This window comes from Oerskovia rustica, assembly GCF_014836555.1.
GTDB classification, from domain to species: Bacteria; Actinomycetota; Actinomycetes; order Actinomycetales; family Cellulomonadaceae; genus Oerskovia; species Oerskovia rustica.
In genome coordinates this window covers 21,465-38,210 of the sequence record NZ_JACSQQ010000035.1, presented here as the reverse complement: position 1 = coordinate 38,210, position 16,746 = coordinate 21,465, and the positions used below count along the sequence as shown (strand labels likewise).

Sequence of the window (16,746 nt, the reverse complement as noted above, 5' to 3'; positions counted from 1 at the left end):
GGGGGGCCCCCCCCCCCCGAAGCCCGCCTCGCGCTGCGCAGCTCGCGCACGCGGTGCCTCAGCGGCGACGGCGTCCCAGGACCCAGCCGCCCACGAGCGCGACCACCATGGCCACGACCTGGCCCCCCAGGATGACCCGGTTGAGGTCGAGGGCGGGGTGCCAGCGCGTGCCGTCGGGGCCCACGGAGTAGACGCCGACGGGACGCACGTGCACGCCGTAACCCCCGCCGCCCCCGGCTCCCTCTCCCGAGCCCTCGCCCTGCCCGGCGTCGTCGGCCGAGGGACCCGTGGACCCGTCGAGCGCACCGACGCCGTACCCGTAGCCCGTCCCGGTGCCGCCCCACACCTTGGCCACGGGGATCACGAGGGTCCCGTCGCGCTCGTAGGCGTCGCCGAAGACCTTGCGCACCGAGAAGGCGTCGCTCGCCGCGCGCGTGATGAAGGAGGGTTCGGGCCGACCGGCCGCGTCCTTGCTGCTGTCGCTGCTCATGCCTCGCAGCCTACGAGCAGGGCGGCAGGGTCGCGAAGGCTGACGAGTCGTCGAGCATCGCGCGCAGCGTCGAGACGGGGACGAGGAGCGACGCGTCGGTCGACTTCGCGTAGACCACGCCGATCACCTCGCCGGCCTCGTTGAGCGCGGCCGAGCCCGAGCTGCCGGGCTCGACCTGCGCGTCGGTCACGAGCACCTGGCCGAGGTTCTCGTGCAGGGGATCGGTGGCGGTCCCCACCACCTTGCCCTGCGTGACCGTGAGCTGACCACCCTCGGGGTAGCCGACGACCGTCACGGTGTCGCCCTGGGCCGGGTCGGCGGCGGCGAGCGTCGGGGCCGAGGGGAGGTCGTCGCTCGTGCGCACGATCGCGAGGTCCGCGAGCCCGGCTGCGCTCGCCGTCTCGACCTGGATGTCGCGGCCGTCGTACGTCAGGACCTGGAGGGACTTCGACCCCTCGACCACGTGCTTGTTGGTGATGAGCGTGCGGTCGTCGAGCGCGAAGCCCGAACCGGTCGAGAGCGACGAGCACCCGACGTTACGGATGCGCACCGCCATGCGCTTGACGGCGTCGAAGCCGTCGGGGGACAGGTTCTCCGACCCGACGGGATCGGCCTGGGGGGCCACGCTGGGCACGACCGAGGTCGGCATGGGCTCGGGCAGCTCCGGCAGGACCCCGCACCCCCCGGCCAGGGCCGCGACGAGCGACACGGTGACGGCCGCTGTCACCGGGCGGGCGGCCGACCGGCGCCCGTGGCGTCGCGTGCGTCTCACTTCTCGAGCTCCTTCTGGAGCTCGGTGTTGGCGGCGGTCGCAGCGTTGCACAGGTCGTCGACCTGGGTCGCGAAGCGCGCGAGGTCGTCCGGGTTGTAGGCGTCACGGTTGTTGAGGTAGCCGATGAGCTCGTCCTGGGCGGTGGTGCACTGGCCGAGGGCACCGGCGACGGTGCCGGCGGCCTCGGAGATGCGTGCCTGGTAGTCGAGGTACTGCTGCGAGGCCACGTTCTCGTCGCCCAGCTGGGCCTTCTCGTTCGCGAGCGCGGTGATCCGGTCCTGGGCCGTCGTGAGCTGGGAACGCGCGGACTCGAGCTCGGCGTTCGCGCCGTCGAGGTCGGCGTCGAGCTGGGCGACCTGCCGGCCGAGCTCACGGGACTCCTCCTCCCACTGCGCGCTGCGGTCCTGCCAGCTCAGGGTCGTGACCAGGAGGTACGCCGCGAGGCCCAGTGCGACGACGAGCGCCGCAGAGAGCACGACGATCGCGACGGTCTTTCCGCGCCCCGGCCGGGGCCGTGCGGGTCCGGCGTCGGGTCCCGTCCTGTCCGCGGCGGACAGGTAGGCCTGCGTCTGCGGGGCGGGCCCGTGCGGGAGCGAGGTCGTGGCGCCCGGCGCGAACGTCGGCGGAGCGGGCGGCGGGCCGGGGGTTCCGCCGGGCGGGGGCACGACGCCGTCGCCCCCGTGCGCGCTGGACGGCGGGGGAGGCGTCGGCTGCCCGCCCGGCGGGGTGCTCAACTGACCGCGCCCGTGTACTTCTCGCCCGGACCCTCGCCCAGGGCGTCGGGGTAGACCGAGGCCTCGCGGAACGCGAGCTGGAGCGAGCGCAGGCCGTCGCGGAGCGAACGGGCGTGCTGGTTGCCGATGTCGGGGGCGGAGGCGGTCACGAGCGCGGCGAGGGCGTTGATGAGCTTGCGCGCCTCGTCGAGGTCCAGGTGCTCCTTCTCGACGGCGTCCTCGGCGAGGCCGCACTTGACCGCGGCGGCGCTCATGAGGTGGACGGCGGCGGAGGTGATGACCTCGACGGCCGCGACGTCGGCGATGTCCCGGGTGGCGTCCTGGGCGATGGGGTCGTTCTCGGTAGTCATGTGCTCATCCTTCCAGAGGGAACGTGCGCCCGGGACCTGTGCGGGGCGCCCGGCCGGGCCGGACGCGGGGTGCGACGGGGCTTGACGGGTCGCTCCGGCGTCGGGCCAGGAGCGGGGGACGAATAGTGTGCCAAGCGACGTCGTTCGACGCCGCCCGGCGCTGTGGGCGGGCGGCGGTCACGAAGATGCCCGGAGGCCGGGCCCGCGAGGAGCGGACCCGACCTCCGGGCTTCGACGACGGGGCCTTCCTGCCCGACGACGTCGCGCCGGGCAGGAGCGCGGGCGTCAGGAGTGCGCGGGCTCCGACGTGACGCCGGGCTCGTCGGCCGCGAGCGGGGCGACCTCGAGGGCGCTGCGCAGAGCGGCGCCCAGGGTCGCGTCTACGTTGGTCCAGTACTGGATCGCACGCTCGCGGATCGCGATGCTCTGCACGCCGCCGACGGCCCCCGTGATGGTCTCGAGGAAGCGCGCCTTGGCCGCGTCGTCGAAGACCTCGCGGTAGAGCGTGCCGGCCTGGCCGAAGTCGTCGTCCTCGGCATGCAGCGTCGCCGCGGCGCGCGTCAGCTCACCGTCCGACTCCCAGGACCCGACGCCCGCACGTGCCTCGTCGGCCACGGGGCCGCCCAGGCTGTTGGGGGCGTAGACCGGCGTCGTGGGCGCGTTGAACCCGTGACGCTGCGCGCCGTCCTGCGAGTAGTTGTGCACCGGCGCGGCGTGCGGCGCGTTGACCGGGATCTGGTGGTAGTTCGTGCCCACGCGGTAGCGCTGCGCGTCCGGGTAGGAGAACACGCGGGCCATGAGCATCTTGTCGGGGCTGATGTCGATGCCCGGGACCGTGTTCGCGGGCGAGAACGCCGCCTGCTCGATCTCCGCGAAGAAGTTCTGCGGGTTGCGGTTGAGCGTGTGCGTCCCGACCTTGATGAGCGGGTAGTCCGCGTGCGGCCAGACCTTCGTCAGGTCGAACGGGTTGAAGCGGTACGTCTTGGCGTCCTCGTACGGCATGACCTGGACGTGCACGTCCCACGACGGGAAGTCGCCGGCCTCGATGGCCTCGTACAGGTCGCGGCGGTAGTGGTCGGCGTCGGCGCCCGCGATGAGCTCGGCCTCCGAGCCCTCCATCTCGACGTTGCCCTGGTTCGACGTGAAGTGGTACTTGACCCAGAAGCGCTCGCCCGCGGCGTTGATCCACTGGTAGGTGTGCGAGCCGAAGCCCGGCATCTCGCGCCACGAGCGCGGCAGGCCGCGGTCGCCCATGAGGTAGGTGACCTGGTGCGCGGACTCGGGGGACAGGGTCCAGAAGTCCCACTGCATGTCGGCGTCGCGCAGGCCCGAGCCCGGCAGGCGCTTCTGCGAGTGGATGAAGTCGGGGAACTTGATGCCGTCGCGGATGAAGAAGACGGGGGTGTTGTTGCCGACGATGTCGTAGTTGCCCTCGGTCGTGTAGAACTTCACCGAGAACCCGCGCACGTCGCGCCAGGTGTCAGGGGAGCCCTGCTCGCCCGCGACGCTCGAGAAGCGCTGCAGCGTCTCTGTGCGCGCGCCCGGCTGGAACACGGCCGCACGGGTGTACGCCGACACGTCCTCCGTGACGACGAACTCACCGAACGCGCCGCCGCCCTTGGCGTGCACGATGCGCTCCGGGATGCGCTCGCGGTTGAACTGCGCGAGCTTCTCGACCAGGTAGCGGTCGTGCAGCGCCGTCGCGCCGTCTGCGCCCGCCGTCAGCGAGTGCGCGTCGCTCGGGACGGGGGTGCCCGTCTGGGTCGTGGTGAAGGGGGTGTTCGTCATCGTCTTCTCCTTCAGGTGAGGGCTCTGAGCGCCCTGGGGCCTGTATGTGGGTAGGGGGCGGTAGGGACAGGTGCTCCGGGGGAGCGGTGAGGAGGTGAGGAGGTCGGGCCGGGACGCGCCCGGGTCCGAGGTCGACCGGTGTCAGTCCGCGCAGTCGGGACACAGGCCCCAGTACGTGACCTCGGCGGTGTCGATCGTGAAGCCGTTGTTCCCGCTCGGGGTCAGGCACGGCGCGTGCCCGACCGCGCAGTCGATGTCCGCGACGGCGCCGCACGAGCGGCACACCACGTGGTGGTGGTTGTCGCCCAGGCGTCGCTCGTAGCGGGCCGGGTGGCCCGCGGGTTCGATGCGGCGCAGGAGGCCGTGCTCGGTGAGGGTGTTCAGGACGTCGTAGACGGCCTGGACGGACACCGTGCCGAGGACCTCGCGCGTCGCCCGCAGCACGTCGTCCGCGTCGGCGTGCTGCTGCCGGGTGACCACGTCGAGGACCGCGAGGCGGGCGGCGGTCACCCGGAGCCCGCTGTCGCGGAGCTCGGTCTCGTGGTCCGCGGGGCGGACCGTCTTCTCGGTGGGCACGTCCTCACTCTACCCACAGTTTCTGGAAGAGTTCCAATGATGGAGGATGTCCAGCGTGTGGCGCGCCGGTGGACGGCGGGTGCTGGGAGGGTGCGCCGCGTCGGGCGTCGGGCGTCGGGCGTCGGGCGTCGGGCGCGGCGACCGCGGCCGACGGTGCATGATCCGGGGGTGCGCGGAGCTCCCCGGACGTGCGTGCTATTCTTGGTGGCTGACCGACCCGTAGGTTCTCGTCGAGGCTCCAGAAGGTGCTTCGGAGAGCGAACTGCGGGTGCGCAAAGTGGATTCCATCCCACCTGAGCTTCAACTGCTGACGATCGTCACGACAGAGGCCGGGTCTCGGTCCGGAGCGTCGCCGTTCTTCACGGTGGCGCGACGGTGTGTTCGTCGCACCCGCGACGACCCGATCGATGGCCTCCTCCCTGCGCTCTGGGACGGGGGCCTTTCCCGTTCCTGGTGGTCTACCGACGACTTCCTAGGAGCATCACATCAGCGAGCCTCGCATCAACGATCGGATCCGTGTCCCCGAGGTCCGACTTGTCGGCCCAGGTGGGGAGCAGGTCGGCGTCGTCCGCATTGAGGTCGCCCTGAGCCTTGCCCAGGACGCTGACCTCGACCTGGTGGAGGTCGCCCCCGACGCACGCCCGCCGGTGTGCAAGCTCATGGACTACGGCAAGTTCAAGTACGAGTCGGACATGAAGGCCCGTGAGGCTCGCCGGAACCAGGCGAACACGGTCCTCAAGGAGATCCGTTTCCGTCTGAAGATCGACCCGCACGACTACGGCACCAAGAAGGGCCACGTCGAGCGCTTCCTCGCCGCGGGCGACAAGGTCAAGGTCATGATCATGTTCCGTGGCCGTGAGCAGTCGCGCCCGGAGATGGGTGTCCGTCTCCTGCAGCGCCTCGCCGACGACGTCGCCGAGCTCGGTTTCATCGAGAGCATGCCCAAGCAGGACGGGCGCAACATGGTCATGGTGCTCGGCCCGGTCAAGAAGAAGGCCGAGGCCAAGAGCGAGCAGCGCAAGCGTGCTCAGGAGGCCGAGCCCCGACCGACGAAGTCGGCCGCCAAGTCCGCTCCGGTCGAGGTCTCCGAGGAGCCCGCGGACGGCGGTGACGTGCCCTTCGAGGTGCAGGTCGCCGAGGCCGCCGAGCTCGTCGCGTCGGCCGAGGCCGCTGCCGCGGCCAAGGCTGCTGCCGCTCCCGAGCCCGCGCCGGCCCCCGCCGCTGCTCCGGCAGCAGCGCCCAAGGCTGCCGCCCCCAAGGCCGCACCCCGTGCGTCCGCCCCGAAGGCCGCGCCCAAGGCCGCTGCTCCCGCAGCACCTGCGGCCACGCCCAAGCCCGCGACGGCTCCCAAGCCCGTCGCGGTGCCCAAGCCGGCCGCACTGCCCAAGCCTCCGGCCCCCCGGCCGGCAGCGCCCAAGCCGAGCGCGGCCAAGCCGAAGCCCGGCGGCAAGCCCAGCTGACCAACTGACACCGAGCCAGGCCCACCGGCCACGGCCCGAACACGTCGGGTCCCTCCCGGGATCTCGACCAGACAAAGGAGAAACGGCAGCCATGCCGAAGAACAAGACGCACTCCGGCGCCAAGAAGCGGTTCCGCATCACCGGCAGCGGCAAGGTCATGCGCGAGCAGGCCAACAAGCGCCACCTGCTCGAGCACAAGTCGAGCACCCGCACGCGTCGCCTGTCTGCTGACCAGGTCGTCGCCCCCGCTGACGTCAAGAAGATCAAGAAGCTGCTCGGTAAGTGATCTGCCTGGTGGTCGCGCCCCTGGCGCTGACCACCGCTGAGTCCCTACCTGAGCCCCGAACTGCAAGGAGCATCACGTGGCACGCGTGAAGCGGGCGGTCAACGCCCAGAAGAAGCGCCGTACAACTCTCGAGCGCGCTGCGGGTTACCGCGGCCAGCGTTCGCGTCTCTACCGGAAGGCGAAGGAGCAGGTCACCCACTCCCTCGTCTACTCCTACCGCGACCGCAAGGCGCGCAAGGGCGACTTCCGTCGTCTGTGGATCCAGCGCATCAACGCTGCGTCCCGCGCGCAGGGACTGACGTACAACCGCCTCATCCAGGGCCTCAAGGCTGCTGGCATCGAGGTCGACCGTCGCGTCCTCGCTGACCTCGCGGTCAACGACGTCACGGTCTTCAACGCGCTCGTCCAGGCTGCGAAGGACGCTCTGCCTGCCGACGTGAACGCCCCGAAGGCTGCTGCCTGATCATCGAGCAGCGACTCTTCTCACCGGACGCCCGCACAGTGAACGATCTGTCCTCAGGTCGCCCCGTACCGTTCTTCCGTCGCGTTCCCGAGGTCTCGAACCCTCGGAGCGACCGGGTCAAGGCGGTCCGGGCACTGTCCGGGCGTCCGGCGCGTTCGCGCCACCAGCAGTTCCTCGTCGAGGGACCGCAGGGGGTGCGTGAAGCCGTCCGGCACGGCGCGCGCCTCGTCCGCGACGTGTACGTGACGTCGTCGGCCGCCGACCGTTACGCGGAGATCGTCGACGACGCGCTCGCCGAGGGCCTGCACGTGCACCTCACGACGCCCGACGCGTTCGAGGCCATGAGCTCCGACGCCCAGGGCATCCTCGCGGTCGTCCGGACCCAGGACCTCACGCTCGACGACGCGGTCTCCGCCTCGCCGCGGCTCGTCGCGGTCCTCGCGACCGTCCGCGACCCCGGCAACGCGGGCACGGTGATCCGTGCCGCTGACGCCGCCGGCGCCGACCTGGTCGTCCTCGCGGGCGAGAGCGTCGACGTGCACAACCCCAAGGTCGTGCGCTCGACGGCGGGCTCGCTGTTCCACGTCCCCGTCGTGACGGGCGTGAGCCTCGCCGAGACGGTCGACGCGCTGCGCGGCGCCGGGCTGGCCGTCCTGGCCGCCGCCGGCGCCGGGGACCACGACCTCGCCGACCTGCTCGACGTCGCCGGCAGCGCCCCTGGCGAGACTCCCGACCTGTCGCGGCCGACCGCTTGGATCTTCGGCAACGAGGCCTGGGGCCTCCCGCCCGAGGACCGCGAGCTCGCCGACGCGGTCGTGAGCGTCCCGATCCGGGGCCAGGCCGAGTCGCTCAACCTCGCGACGGCTGCCACGGTCTGCCTGTACGCGTCGAGCCGCGCGCACCGCCCGCGCAGTGTCGGCACGTCCGCCCCGACCACCACCGTCGGCGACGCGGACGGGACCCTGTGAGGGGACGGTCGGCGCGACTGTTCGCCGCCCTGTACCCCTCCGACGAGGCACTCGACCACCTGGGGCTCGCGCTCTCCGCCCTCGGCGCGGTCGCCCTCGACGACGGGCGGCCCTCGCTGCGCTGGACCCCGCGCGACCTCATGCACCTCACGGTCGCCTTCTTCGGAGAGGTAGCGGAGGGGGCTGCGGACGACCTGGCCGGGGCCCTCGACGAGGTCGCCCGGGACGCGGAACCGCTGTCGCTGCACCTGCGCGGTGCCGGGACGTTCGAGGACCGCATCCTGTTCGCGGGCGTGGGCGGCGACGCGGAAGCCCTGCGACGCCTGAGCGCCGCGACCGCGGAGGCGGCCTCCGACGTCGGGGTGCGGCTCGACCGGAGGCCCCGCCAGCGCGCTCGCCTGACCGTGGCGCGCGCCTCCGGCCCGCGCAGGACCGGCCGTCGCAGGTCCGACCCGCAGCCCACCGGCCCAGGACTGGGCGAGCTCGCCCACGCCCTGGCCGTCTACGAGGGGCCGCGGTTCACCGCGGACGAGCTCTGCCTCGTCGAGTCGACCCCGGGGGCGGGGCGCAGCGGCGGCCCGCTGTACGAGGTCGTGCGGACGTTCGGTCTCGGCGAGCATCGCTGACGCAACCGTTCGACACGCCGGGTGGTCCGCCCGGGATGCCCAGGCTCTCCCACGCCCGGAGGCGGCGATGTGGGACCATGAGGACATGCAGCGCGATGATCGCCGATTTACGTGGCCCGCTCGAGGGCCGCGCGGCTGACGCTGCGCACGTCGACCACAGGACACCGCGCGGTGGCCTCGGATCGACCGGTCGTGCCCCGGCGGGCGCTCTAGAATCTTCAGTTGGACGCGCGAGGTGACCTCTGCGCGTCCGATCCCGATCCCGCCAGGAAGGCACGCATGTCCACCCCTGATCCGGTCCAGCCCGCCGCGCCCTCGCCGCTCGACGGCCCCGCGCTCGAGGCCGTCCTCTCCGAGGCCCTCGCCGCCGTCGAGGCCGCCCGCGACCTCGACGAGCTCAAGACGGTGCGCCTCGAGCACACCGGCGACCGCAGCGCCCTCGCGCTCGCGAACCGCCAGATCGGCCAGCTCGCGCCCGCCGACAAGGCTGCCGCGGGCAAGCTCCTCGGCCCGATCCGCGGCCGCCTCAACCAGGCGCTCGCCGCGCGCACCCAGGTCCTCGAGGCCGAGCGCGACGAGCGCGTCCTGGTCGAGGAGTCGGTCGACGTGACGCTCCCCGTCGACCGCGCACGTGCAGGCGCCCGTCACCCGCTCGAGACGCTCCAGGAGCGCGCCGCCGACTTCTTCACGGCCATGGGCTGGGAGATCGCGGAGGGCCCGGAGATCGAGGCCGAGTGGTTCAACTTCGACGCGCTCAACTTCGGTCCTGACCACCCGGCCCGACAGATGCAGGACACGTTCTTCCTCCAGGCCCCCACGGGACCCGACGGCGAGCCCGGCGAGCCGTCGAACCTCGTGCTGCGCACGCACACGTCGCCCGTGCAGGCACGCACGCTCCTCGAGCGCGAGCTGCCCGTGTACATCGCGTGCCCCGGCAAGGTGTTCCGTACCGACGAGCTCGACGCGACGCACACCCCCGTCTTCCACCAGGTCGAGGGCCTCGCGGTCGACAAGGGCCTGACCATGGCGCACCTGCTCGGCACGCTAGACCACTTCGCCCGGGCGATGTTCGGCCCGGAGGCCCGCACGCGCCTGCGCCCGTCGTTCTTCCCCTTCACCGAGCCCAGCGCCGAGATGGACCTGTGGTTCCCCCAGAAGAAGGGCGGGGCCGGCTGGATCGAGTGGGGCGGCTGCGGCATGGTCAACCCGAACGTCCTGCGCTCCGCGGGGATCGACCCCGAGGTCTACTCGGGCTTCGCGTTCGGCATGGGCATCGAGCGCACGCTCATGCTGCGCCACGGAATTGCTGACATGCACGACATGGTGGAGGGCGACGTCCGCTTCTCGACCCAGTTCGGAATGGGGATCTGATGCCGAACATCGTCATCGACTGGCTCGGCGAGCACGTCGAGCTGCCGGCCGACCTGACGGCCGAGACGCTGGCCGCCGCGCTCGTGAAGGTAGGGCTGGAGGAGGAGGCGATCCACGGGTCGTCCGTCACCGGTCCGCTCGTCGTGGGCCAGGTCGTCTCGGTCCAGCCCGAGGAGCAGAAGAACGGCAAGGTCATCAACTGGTGCCAGGTCGACGTCGGGACGCACAACGTCGACGGCGTCCCCGTCGCCGAGGGCGGGACCCCGCGGGGCATCATCTGCGGCGCGCACAACTTCGGTCCGGGTGACCGCGTCGTCGTCGCGCTGCCCGGCGCCGTGCTGCCCGGACCGTTCCCCATCGCGAGCCGCAAGACCTACGGCCACGTCTCGGACGGCATGATCTGCTCGGCCAAGGAGCTGGGTCTGGGGCAGGACCACGACGGCATCATCGTGCTCGACCGCTACGGGTACTCCCCGGAGACGGGCTACGACACGACGCCTGGCACGGACGCGCTCGAGCTCCTGGGCCTGGGTGACGAGGTCCTCGAGATCAACGTCACCCCGGACCGCGGGTACTGCTTCTCCTACCGCGGCGTGGCCCGTGAGTTCTCGCACTCGACAGGTGCGGCCTTCACGGACCGCGGGCTCCCGACGGGCGACCTGCCCGGTGTGACGCCCGACGGCTTCCCGGTCGAGGTCGAGGACGGCGCCCCGATCCACGGCGTGGCCGGTTGCGACCGGTTCGTCACGCGGATCGTGCGCGGCATCGACCCGCAGGCGCCGACCCCGGCGTGGATGCAGCGCCGACTGACCCAGGCGGGCATGCGACCCATCTCGCTCGCGGTCGACATCACGAACTACGTCATGCTCGACCTCGGTCAGCCCCTGCACGCCTACGACCTCGCCAAGGTCGCCGGGCCGATCGTCGTGCGCCGCGCGACGCCGGGGGAGCGGCTCACGACGCTCGACGACGTCGACCGTCGCCTCGACGTGGAAGACCTGCTCATCACCGACTCGCCCGAGGGGACGCGCGGCTCGCGCGTGCTCGGGATCGCGGGCGTCATGGGCGGTGCCTCGAGCGAGGTCAGCGAGACCACGACCGACGTCCTGGTCGAGGCCGCGCACTTCGACCCGATCACCGTGGCCCGTTCGGCACGCCGTCACAAGCTGCCGTCCGAGGCGGCCAAGCGCTTCGAGCGCGGTGCCGACCCGGCGCTGCCGCCCGTCGCGGCCCAGCGCGTCGTCGACCTGCTCGTCGAGCTCGGTGGCGGCACGGCGGACGACGCCGTGAGCGACCTCAACGCGGTCGCCCCCGTCGCACCGATCGTCTTCCCGATCCACGAGGCCGAGCGCCTCGTGGGCGTCGCGTACACCTCGGAGCAGGTGCGCGGCGTGCTCGCCGAGATCGGCTGCACGGTCCGTGACCTCGACGGTGGCACGACCCTCGAGGTCACCCCGCCGACCTGGCGGCCCGACCTGACCGGTGCCGCAGAGCTCGTCGAGGAGATCGCGCGCCTCGTCGGCTACGACAAGATCCCGTCGATCCTGCCGCCCGCCCCGGCGGGTCGCGGGCTGACGACCTCGCAGCGGCTGCGTCGCTCGGTCGCGCGAGCCCTCGCGGAGGCCGGGTTCGTCGAGACGCTCAGCTACCCGTTCGTGAACCCCCAGTCGCACGACGACCTGCGCCTGCCCGCGGACGACGACCGTCGCCGTGCGCTGAGGCTCGTCAACCCGCTCGCGGACGACCACCCCGAGATGCGCACGAACCTGCTGACGACGCTGCTCGGCACGCTCAAGCGCAACGTGGGGCGCGGGAACGCGGACCTCGCGATCTTCGAGATCGGCCTCGTGACACGCCCCGTGGCCGGTGCGCCGGCAGCCCCGCAGCTCCCGGGCGGCGTCCGCCCGAGCGAGCAGGACCTCGAGACCCTGCAGGCCGCGGTGCCGCCCCAGCCGCGCCGGGTCGCGGGCGTCCTGACCGGTCAGCGCGTGGCCTCGGGCTGGTGGGGTGCGGGTCGCGCGGCCGACTGGACCGACGCCCTGGCTGCCGCCCGGCTCGTGGCCGAGCGCGTCGGCGCCCAGGTGAGCGTGGTGGCCGACCACGACCACGCGCCGTGGCACCCGGGCCGGACGGCGAGGCTCGAGCTGGCGGACGGGACCGTCGTCGGGCATGCCGGTGAGCTGCACCCCAAGGTGCTCGAGACGCTTGGCCTGCCCGCGCGGACCGTCGCGTTCGAGGTCGACCTCGACGCGCTGATCGCCGCCGCCCCGGGCCAGCCCGTCCAGGCGGAGCCCGTCTCGTCGTTCCCGCTCGCGAAGGAGGACCTGGCGCTCGTCGTCGACGCCTCCGTGCCGGCCTCGGCCGTGCGCGCCGCGATCGAGGAAGGGGCGGGCGACCTGCTCGAGGAGCTCGCGCTGTTCGACGTCTACACCGGCCCCCAGGTCGGCGAGGGCAAGAAGTCCCTCGCGTTCTCGCTGCGTCTGCGCGGCACCGACCGCACGCTCACCGCGGAGGACTCCGCGGCCGTGCGCGCCGCGGCGGTCGCCGGGGCGCACGAGAAGGTCGGGGCCGAGCTTCGTGGCTGACGTCACCACCGTGGTCCCCGCGCGCACCGCCCTCGTCACGGGTGGTGCGCGCGGGATCGGCCGCGCGGTCGTGCTGGGGCTCGCCGGTGCGGGTCTCGACGTCGCGGTCCTGGGCCGGGACGCGTCCCGCGTGGACGACGTCGTCGCGCAGGTCCGCGCGCTGGGTCGCCGCTCCGTGGGCCTGGTCGCGGACGTGGGCGACCCAGCCGCGGTGGACGCGGCCGTCGCGCGGGCCGAGGCGCAGCTGGGCGGGATCGACCTCCTGGTCAACAACGCCGGGCGCATCGACGCCGAGGTCCCGCTGTGGGAGGCCGACCCGGACGAGTGGTGGTCCGTCATGGAGACCAACGTGCGCGGGCCGTTCCTGCTCGCGCGGGCGGTCGTCCCCGGGATGCTCGCGCGGGGCGGGGGACGGGTCGTCGACCTGAACTCGGGCGCAGGGTCGCACGACATGGACGGCGCGACCGCGTACAACGCGAGCAAGACCGCGCTGCTGCGCATCGGGTCGAACCTGCACCTGTCGGGCCGGACCCGCGGGCTGCGGACGTTCGAGGTCTCGCCGGGAGTGGTGCAGACCGATCTGACCGCGTCGATGGACATGCACGTGGGGCGCACCGAGTGGACGCCCGTCGAGCGCACGGTCGAGATGATCGTCGCGATCGCGGCCGGCGAGCTCGACGCGTGGTCGGGGACGTTCGTGCGGGTCACGCACGACTCTCCGGCGTCGCTGCGGGCAGCCGCCACGGCCGGCTCCGGGGACGCCGTGCCGGGGCCTGAGGCCCGCCGGCTGCGCGTGACGCGCTTCGGCGACGACGACCCGATGCCCGGAGCGCTCCCCGCTCGCTGACCCCGTCCGCACTGACCGGCGGTCAGTGGTGGTGGCCGTGCCGGCCGAGGGTCTCCACGGCGGTGGCCCCCGGCCGGGTCCACTGCGGCACGGGACGCGTGGTCTCGCTCCAACCGGTGACGCCGTCCGCGTCCGAGCGCCAGAACCAGCCCGGGTCGCGCCCCTCGGGCCATCCGTCCGGCTGCGCCTCCCAGGCCTCGCCACGGCCGTAGGGCGTCATGTCGAGCAGGGCGAACGCCGGGTTGGTCGGCTCGGTGCCGCGGCCTGTCGTCCGGTAGGTGAGGAACACGTCGTCGCCGTCGCGCAGGAAGCACGAGAGGTACCCCATCTCGCCGCCCACGGGCGCGTCCAGCTCGCGCACCGAGTACCAGGGCTGGGTGTAGCCCATGAACTCGACGAACGGGGCGACCTCGTCCCACGCCCCGGTCGTGACGATGGCGAACGAGACGCCGCGCGCGTTGAGGTAGACGGCGTCCTTCAGGTTCCAGGCCGTCCAGGTGCAGCCCTCGCACTGGCCCTGGTGCGGCGCGCCGTCGTGCCACATGTGCTGGTAGACCACGAGCTCGTCGCGGCCCCCGAAGAGGTCCAGGAACGGGACGGGGCCGTCGGGACCGACGACCTCCACGGTGCCGTCGATCCTCACCATGGGCAGCCGCCGTCGGGCGGCCGCGATGGCGTCCCCCTCGTGCGTGTGCGCCTTCTCGCGGACCAGGAGCTCGTCCCGGGTGGCTTCCCAGGTGGCCAGGTCGACGACGGGCGGTCGGCCGGACAGGGTCGTGGTCGCGTCCTCGGGCGGGGTCGTCATGGTGTCCTCCGTGCGGGCTCGGGCAGGGACGCACGGCGCGCTCCTGCGGTCACGAGGGCAGACTCGGGACCGGGCCGGAACTCATCGTCAGTGGTTGCGGCGCCCCCGCGAGGCGCCGAACGGCCCGCCCACGAACAGCCCCAGCCCGAGCACGAAGCCGAAGTCGTACCAGTTCCCGTTGTTGTGGACCTCGTAGATGTTCACCGTGTCGGTGAACAGCGAGACGACGAACGTGACGGGCACGATGACGCCCTGCCACAGGCCGAGCCAGAACCCGGCCGGGCTGCCGTCCGCGGTGGGCGTGCCGACGTCGGGGTTGGGACCGGGGGCGCAGGCCGCGAGCGCGAGCGCCCCGACGACCAGCGCGGCGGCGAGGGCGATGCGTCGGGCTCGTGGTGACGTGAGCGCGGTGGTCACGGTGCCGTGGGGCGAGACGTCGTGCGTCGGGTGCATGGCCGACCTCCTGGTGGCTGGAACGGACGGTCGTCGCCCCCCAGCATCCGCCGTGGGACGCCCCGGCTCAACCGGAGGCCCGCCCTGGCCCCCGCCGGCGCCTGGACGACAGCCTCGCCTCGACCGCGGTCACCCGGTCGCGGGCAGCCGCCGCGTCCCGCCGATGACGAGCGTGACGTCGACGTCGACGTCCGCGAGCCCGGCCTCGTCGAGGGCCGTGCGCAGGGTGCCGGGGTCCGCCTCGGGGGCCGGGCCGATCGCCTCGATCCGCAGGACGGACCCGCTGAAGGCGATCCCGGTGATCGTCCACTGCTCCTGCTCGGCCCACGCCGCGGCGACCGGTGCGGCGGCGATCTTGTCCGCGTTCTGCCGCAGGACGTGCTGGCTGATCGCGCTGAGCGGCACTGCGACGACGAGCAGCGCTGCCGCGACCGTGACGAGGCTCGCGCCGCGCAGGGGGCCCACGAACCTCTCGGCCTCGCCCGCGGCCGTGCGGACCTGGAACAGCAGGAAGACGAGCGTGCCGGTCGCGATGATCGCGGCGACGTTGGTCGCGAACAGCAGGAGAGCCCCCAGTGCCTGGTCCGGGGCGCCCGACTCGAGCGTGAGGCCGACGACCGCGAGCGGCGGGACGAGCGAGATCGCGATCGCGACGCCGGGCAGCGCGTCCGACACGTCGGCGCGCACCAGGGCGAACGCCCCGACTGCTCCGGTCGCGAGCGCCGCGAGCAGGTCGATGAGCTGCGGCGTGACGCGGCCCGCGACCTGGCTGTTGGTCGCCGCGACGATCTCGATCGGGACGAACAGGCCGACGAGGTAGCCGGTCGCGACCACCCCGGCCGCGCCCGCGACGACCAGGAGCGCCGACGAGGTCAGGTTCCGGTGGTCGTTGAGGACGATCGCGAGCGCCGTCCCGACGATGGGCGTCATGAGGGGAGCGACGATCATGGCGCCGATCACGGTGGCCGTGCTGTCTGCCGCGACGCCCGCCGACGCGATGACGGCCGCGAGGATCAGCAGGGTCCAGAACGTGGCCTGCCGGGACCGCGCCGTCGGGCCCTCGGAGATGAACAACGCGGTGGTCATCCGCTGGATGTCGGCCGTCGTGACGCGCATGCTGCCTCCTGGTGCTGTTCGTGCCCCCAGCATCACAGGGGGTGCTCGCCCGCGCTCGGTACGCTGCCGGACATGTACGCCGTGACCCCACCCCATGCCCAGGGCTTCCTCGACGTCGGCGACGGCCACGAGATCTGGTGGGAGGTGCGGGGCAACCCGGACGGCAAGCCCGCGGTCGTGCTGCACGGTGGGCCGGGGTCCGGGTGCACCCCCGGGTCGGCGCGGCCGTTCGACCCCGAGCGGTACCGCGTGGTCCTCCTCGACCAGCGGGGTTGCGGTCGGAGCCGGCCGCTCGCGAGCAGGGACGACGCCGACCTGTCGACCAACACCACGGCGCACCTGGTCGCGGACGTCGAGCGGCTGCGCCAGCACCTGGGCATCGACGCGTGGCTGGTCCTGGGGACCTCGTGGGGTGCGACGCTCGGGCTCGCGTACGCGGTGACGCACCCGGAGCGCGTCACCGAGGTGGTCCTGGGCGCGGTCACGAGCACCACGGCCCGAGAGGTCGAGTGGATCACGCGCGACATGGGGCGCATCTTCCCCGAGGAGTGGGACCGGTTCGTGGCCGAGGTGCCCGTGGCGGAGCGTGACGGCAACCTCGCGGCGGCCTATGCCCGCCTGCTCGCGTCCCCGGACCGTGCGGTGCGTGAGCGCGCGGCGGCGGCCTGGTGCCGCTGGGAGGACGTGCACGTCTCGCTCGTGCACGGGTTCGAGCCCTGGGACCGCTACGAGGATCCCGGCTTCCGGCTGCTGTTCGCGCGCCTGGTGACGCACTACTGGGCGAACGCGGCCTTCCTGCCCGACGGCGCCCTGCTGGCCGGGGTGCGCGGGCTCGGCGCGGTCCCGGTGGTCCTGGTGCACGGGCGTCAGGACGTGTCGGGCCCGCTCGACGTCGCGTGGCGCCTGCACCGAGCGTGGCCGGGGAGCGAGCTCGTGGTGCTCGAGTGCGCAGGCCACGGGGGCCCGGGGTTCCCGGAGGCGCTGGTCGCGGCGACGGACGGGTTCGCGGGCTAGCAGCCGCACCGCTCGGCTAGGGTGAGGCCCAGCCTGTCCCCG

At 72.9% G+C, this 16,746-nt stretch carries 18 protein-coding genes; 9 read left to right on the top strand and 9 right to left on the bottom strand.

The features are described 5' to 3' along the window. Nucleotides 1-58 precede the first annotated feature (58 nt). From H9652_RS16410 to H9652_RS16385, 6 genes are all read right to left on the bottom strand, one after another. Complete coding sequence (locus tag H9652_RS16410) at nucleotides 59-490, bottom strand: spore germination protein GerW family protein (RefSeq protein ID WP_191797381.1); 432 nt, start codon at nucleotides 488-490, stop codon at nucleotides 59-61. A 10-nt stretch (nucleotides 491-500) separates the two neighbouring features. Continuing rightward, nucleotides 501-1,262, bottom strand: a complete 762-nt coding sequence (locus H9652_RS16405) for a S1C family serine protease (RefSeq protein ID WP_318244223.1) — start codon at nucleotides 1,260-1,262, stop codon at nucleotides 501-503. After that, nucleotides 1,259-1,996 carry a hypothetical protein gene (locus tag H9652_RS16400; protein WP_225228360.1) on the bottom strand — a complete coding sequence of 246 codons (738 nt, stop codon included), beginning with the start codon at nucleotides 1,994-1,996 and terminating at the stop codon, nucleotides 1,259-1,261. The genes H9652_RS16405 and H9652_RS16400 overlap by 4 nt, the downstream gene beginning before the upstream one ends. Beyond that, nucleotides 1,993-2,346, bottom strand: a complete 354-nt coding sequence (locus tag H9652_RS16395; RefSeq protein WP_030150476.1) for a DUF1844 domain-containing protein — start codon at nucleotides 2,344-2,346, stop codon at nucleotides 1,993-1,995. Before H9652_RS16395 ends, H9652_RS16400 begins: the two co-directional genes overlap by 4 nt. A gap of 285 nt (nucleotides 2,347-2,631) precedes the next feature. After that, nucleotides 2,632-4,134, bottom strand: coding sequence for a catalase (locus H9652_RS16390; protein ID WP_191797379.1), 1,503 nt, complete (start codon nucleotides 4,132-4,134; stop codon nucleotides 2,632-2,634). Nucleotides 4,135-4,275: 141 nt separating this feature from the next. Further along, on the bottom strand, nucleotides 4,276-4,710 hold the full coding sequence (locus tag H9652_RS16385; protein WP_191797377.1) for a Fur family transcriptional regulator: 435 nt from the start codon (nucleotides 4,708-4,710) through the stop codon (nucleotides 4,276-4,278). 485 nt (nucleotides 4,711-5,195) lie between these two features. Between H9652_RS16385 and infC the strand changes: the two genes are divergently transcribed. The 8 genes from infC to H9652_RS16345 all read left to right on the top strand — a co-directional run bounded on the left by infC (nucleotide 5,196) and on the right by H9652_RS16345 (nucleotide 13,316). Further along, nucleotides 5,196-6,170 (top strand): translation initiation factor IF-3, encoded by a 975-nt coding sequence (infC, locus tag H9652_RS16380; RefSeq protein ID WP_191797386.1) that lies wholly within the window; start codon nucleotides 5,196-5,198, stop codon nucleotides 6,168-6,170. A 91-nt stretch (nucleotides 6,171-6,261) separates the two neighbouring features. Next, nucleotides 6,262-6,456 (top strand): 50S ribosomal protein L35, encoded by a 195-nt coding sequence (gene rpmI / locus H9652_RS16375; RefSeq protein WP_030150472.1) that lies wholly within the window; start codon nucleotides 6,262-6,264, stop codon nucleotides 6,454-6,456. A 76-nt stretch (nucleotides 6,457-6,532) separates the two neighbouring features. Next, nucleotides 6,533-6,919, top strand: a complete 387-nt coding sequence (rplT, locus tag H9652_RS16370; protein ID WP_030150471.1) for a 50S ribosomal protein L20 — start codon at nucleotides 6,533-6,535, stop codon at nucleotides 6,917-6,919. Between the two features lie 38 nt (nucleotides 6,920-6,957). After that, entirely contained in the window at nucleotides 6,958-7,887 is a 930-nt protein-coding gene (locus H9652_RS16365; protein WP_318244222.1) for a TrmH family RNA methyltransferase, read from the top strand. Beyond that, complete coding sequence (thpR, locus tag H9652_RS16360) at nucleotides 7,884-8,513, top strand: RNA 2',3'-cyclic phosphodiesterase (protein WP_191797375.1); 630 nt, start codon at nucleotides 7,884-7,886, stop codon at nucleotides 8,511-8,513. The genes H9652_RS16365 and thpR overlap by 4 nt, the downstream gene beginning before the upstream one ends. Before the next feature lie 279 nt (nucleotides 8,514-8,792). Next, nucleotides 8,793-9,884, top strand: coding sequence for a phenylalanine--tRNA ligase subunit alpha (gene pheS, locus H9652_RS16355; protein ID WP_191797373.1), 1,092 nt, complete (start codon nucleotides 8,793-8,795; stop codon nucleotides 9,882-9,884). Beyond that, nucleotides 9,884-12,469 carry a phenylalanine--tRNA ligase subunit beta gene (gene pheT / locus H9652_RS16350; protein WP_191797371.1) on the top strand — a complete coding sequence of 862 codons (2,586 nt, stop codon included), beginning with the start codon at nucleotides 9,884-9,886 and terminating at the stop codon, nucleotides 12,467-12,469. Before pheS ends, pheT begins: the two co-directional genes overlap by 1 nt. Further along, nucleotides 12,462-13,316, top strand: coding sequence for an SDR family NAD(P)-dependent oxidoreductase (locus tag H9652_RS16345; protein WP_191797369.1), 855 nt, complete (start codon nucleotides 12,462-12,464; stop codon nucleotides 13,314-13,316). The genes pheT and H9652_RS16345 overlap by 8 nt, the downstream gene beginning before the upstream one ends. 22 nt (nucleotides 13,317-13,338) lie before the next feature. Here the strand turns inward: H9652_RS16345 and H9652_RS16340 are convergent, their stop codons facing one another. From H9652_RS16340 to H9652_RS16330, 3 genes are all read right to left on the bottom strand, one after another. Continuing rightward, nucleotides 13,339-14,121, bottom strand: a complete 783-nt coding sequence (locus H9652_RS16340; protein WP_191797367.1) for a DUF899 family protein — start codon at nucleotides 14,119-14,121, stop codon at nucleotides 13,339-13,341. Nucleotides 14,122-14,208: 87 nt separating this feature from the next. Further along, the gene (locus H9652_RS16335; RefSeq protein WP_225228359.1) at nucleotides 14,209-14,574 is read right to left on the bottom strand and encodes a hypothetical protein; all 366 of its coding nucleotides are present in this window, start codon (nucleotides 14,572-14,574) and stop codon (nucleotides 14,209-14,211) included. Nucleotides 14,575-14,703: 129 nt separating this feature from the next. Beyond that, complete coding sequence (locus H9652_RS16330; RefSeq protein ID WP_191797365.1) at nucleotides 14,704-15,690, bottom strand: DUF389 domain-containing protein; 987 nt, start codon at nucleotides 15,688-15,690, stop codon at nucleotides 14,704-14,706. Between the two features lie 72 nt (nucleotides 15,691-15,762). Here H9652_RS16330 and pip point away from each other — a divergent pair, with 72 nt between their 5' ends. Beyond that, nucleotides 15,763-16,704 carry a prolyl aminopeptidase gene (pip, locus tag H9652_RS16325; RefSeq protein WP_191797363.1) on the top strand — a complete coding sequence of 314 codons (942 nt, stop codon included), beginning with the start codon at nucleotides 15,763-15,765 and terminating at the stop codon, nucleotides 16,702-16,704. Nucleotides 16,705-16,746: the final 42 nt, after the last annotated feature.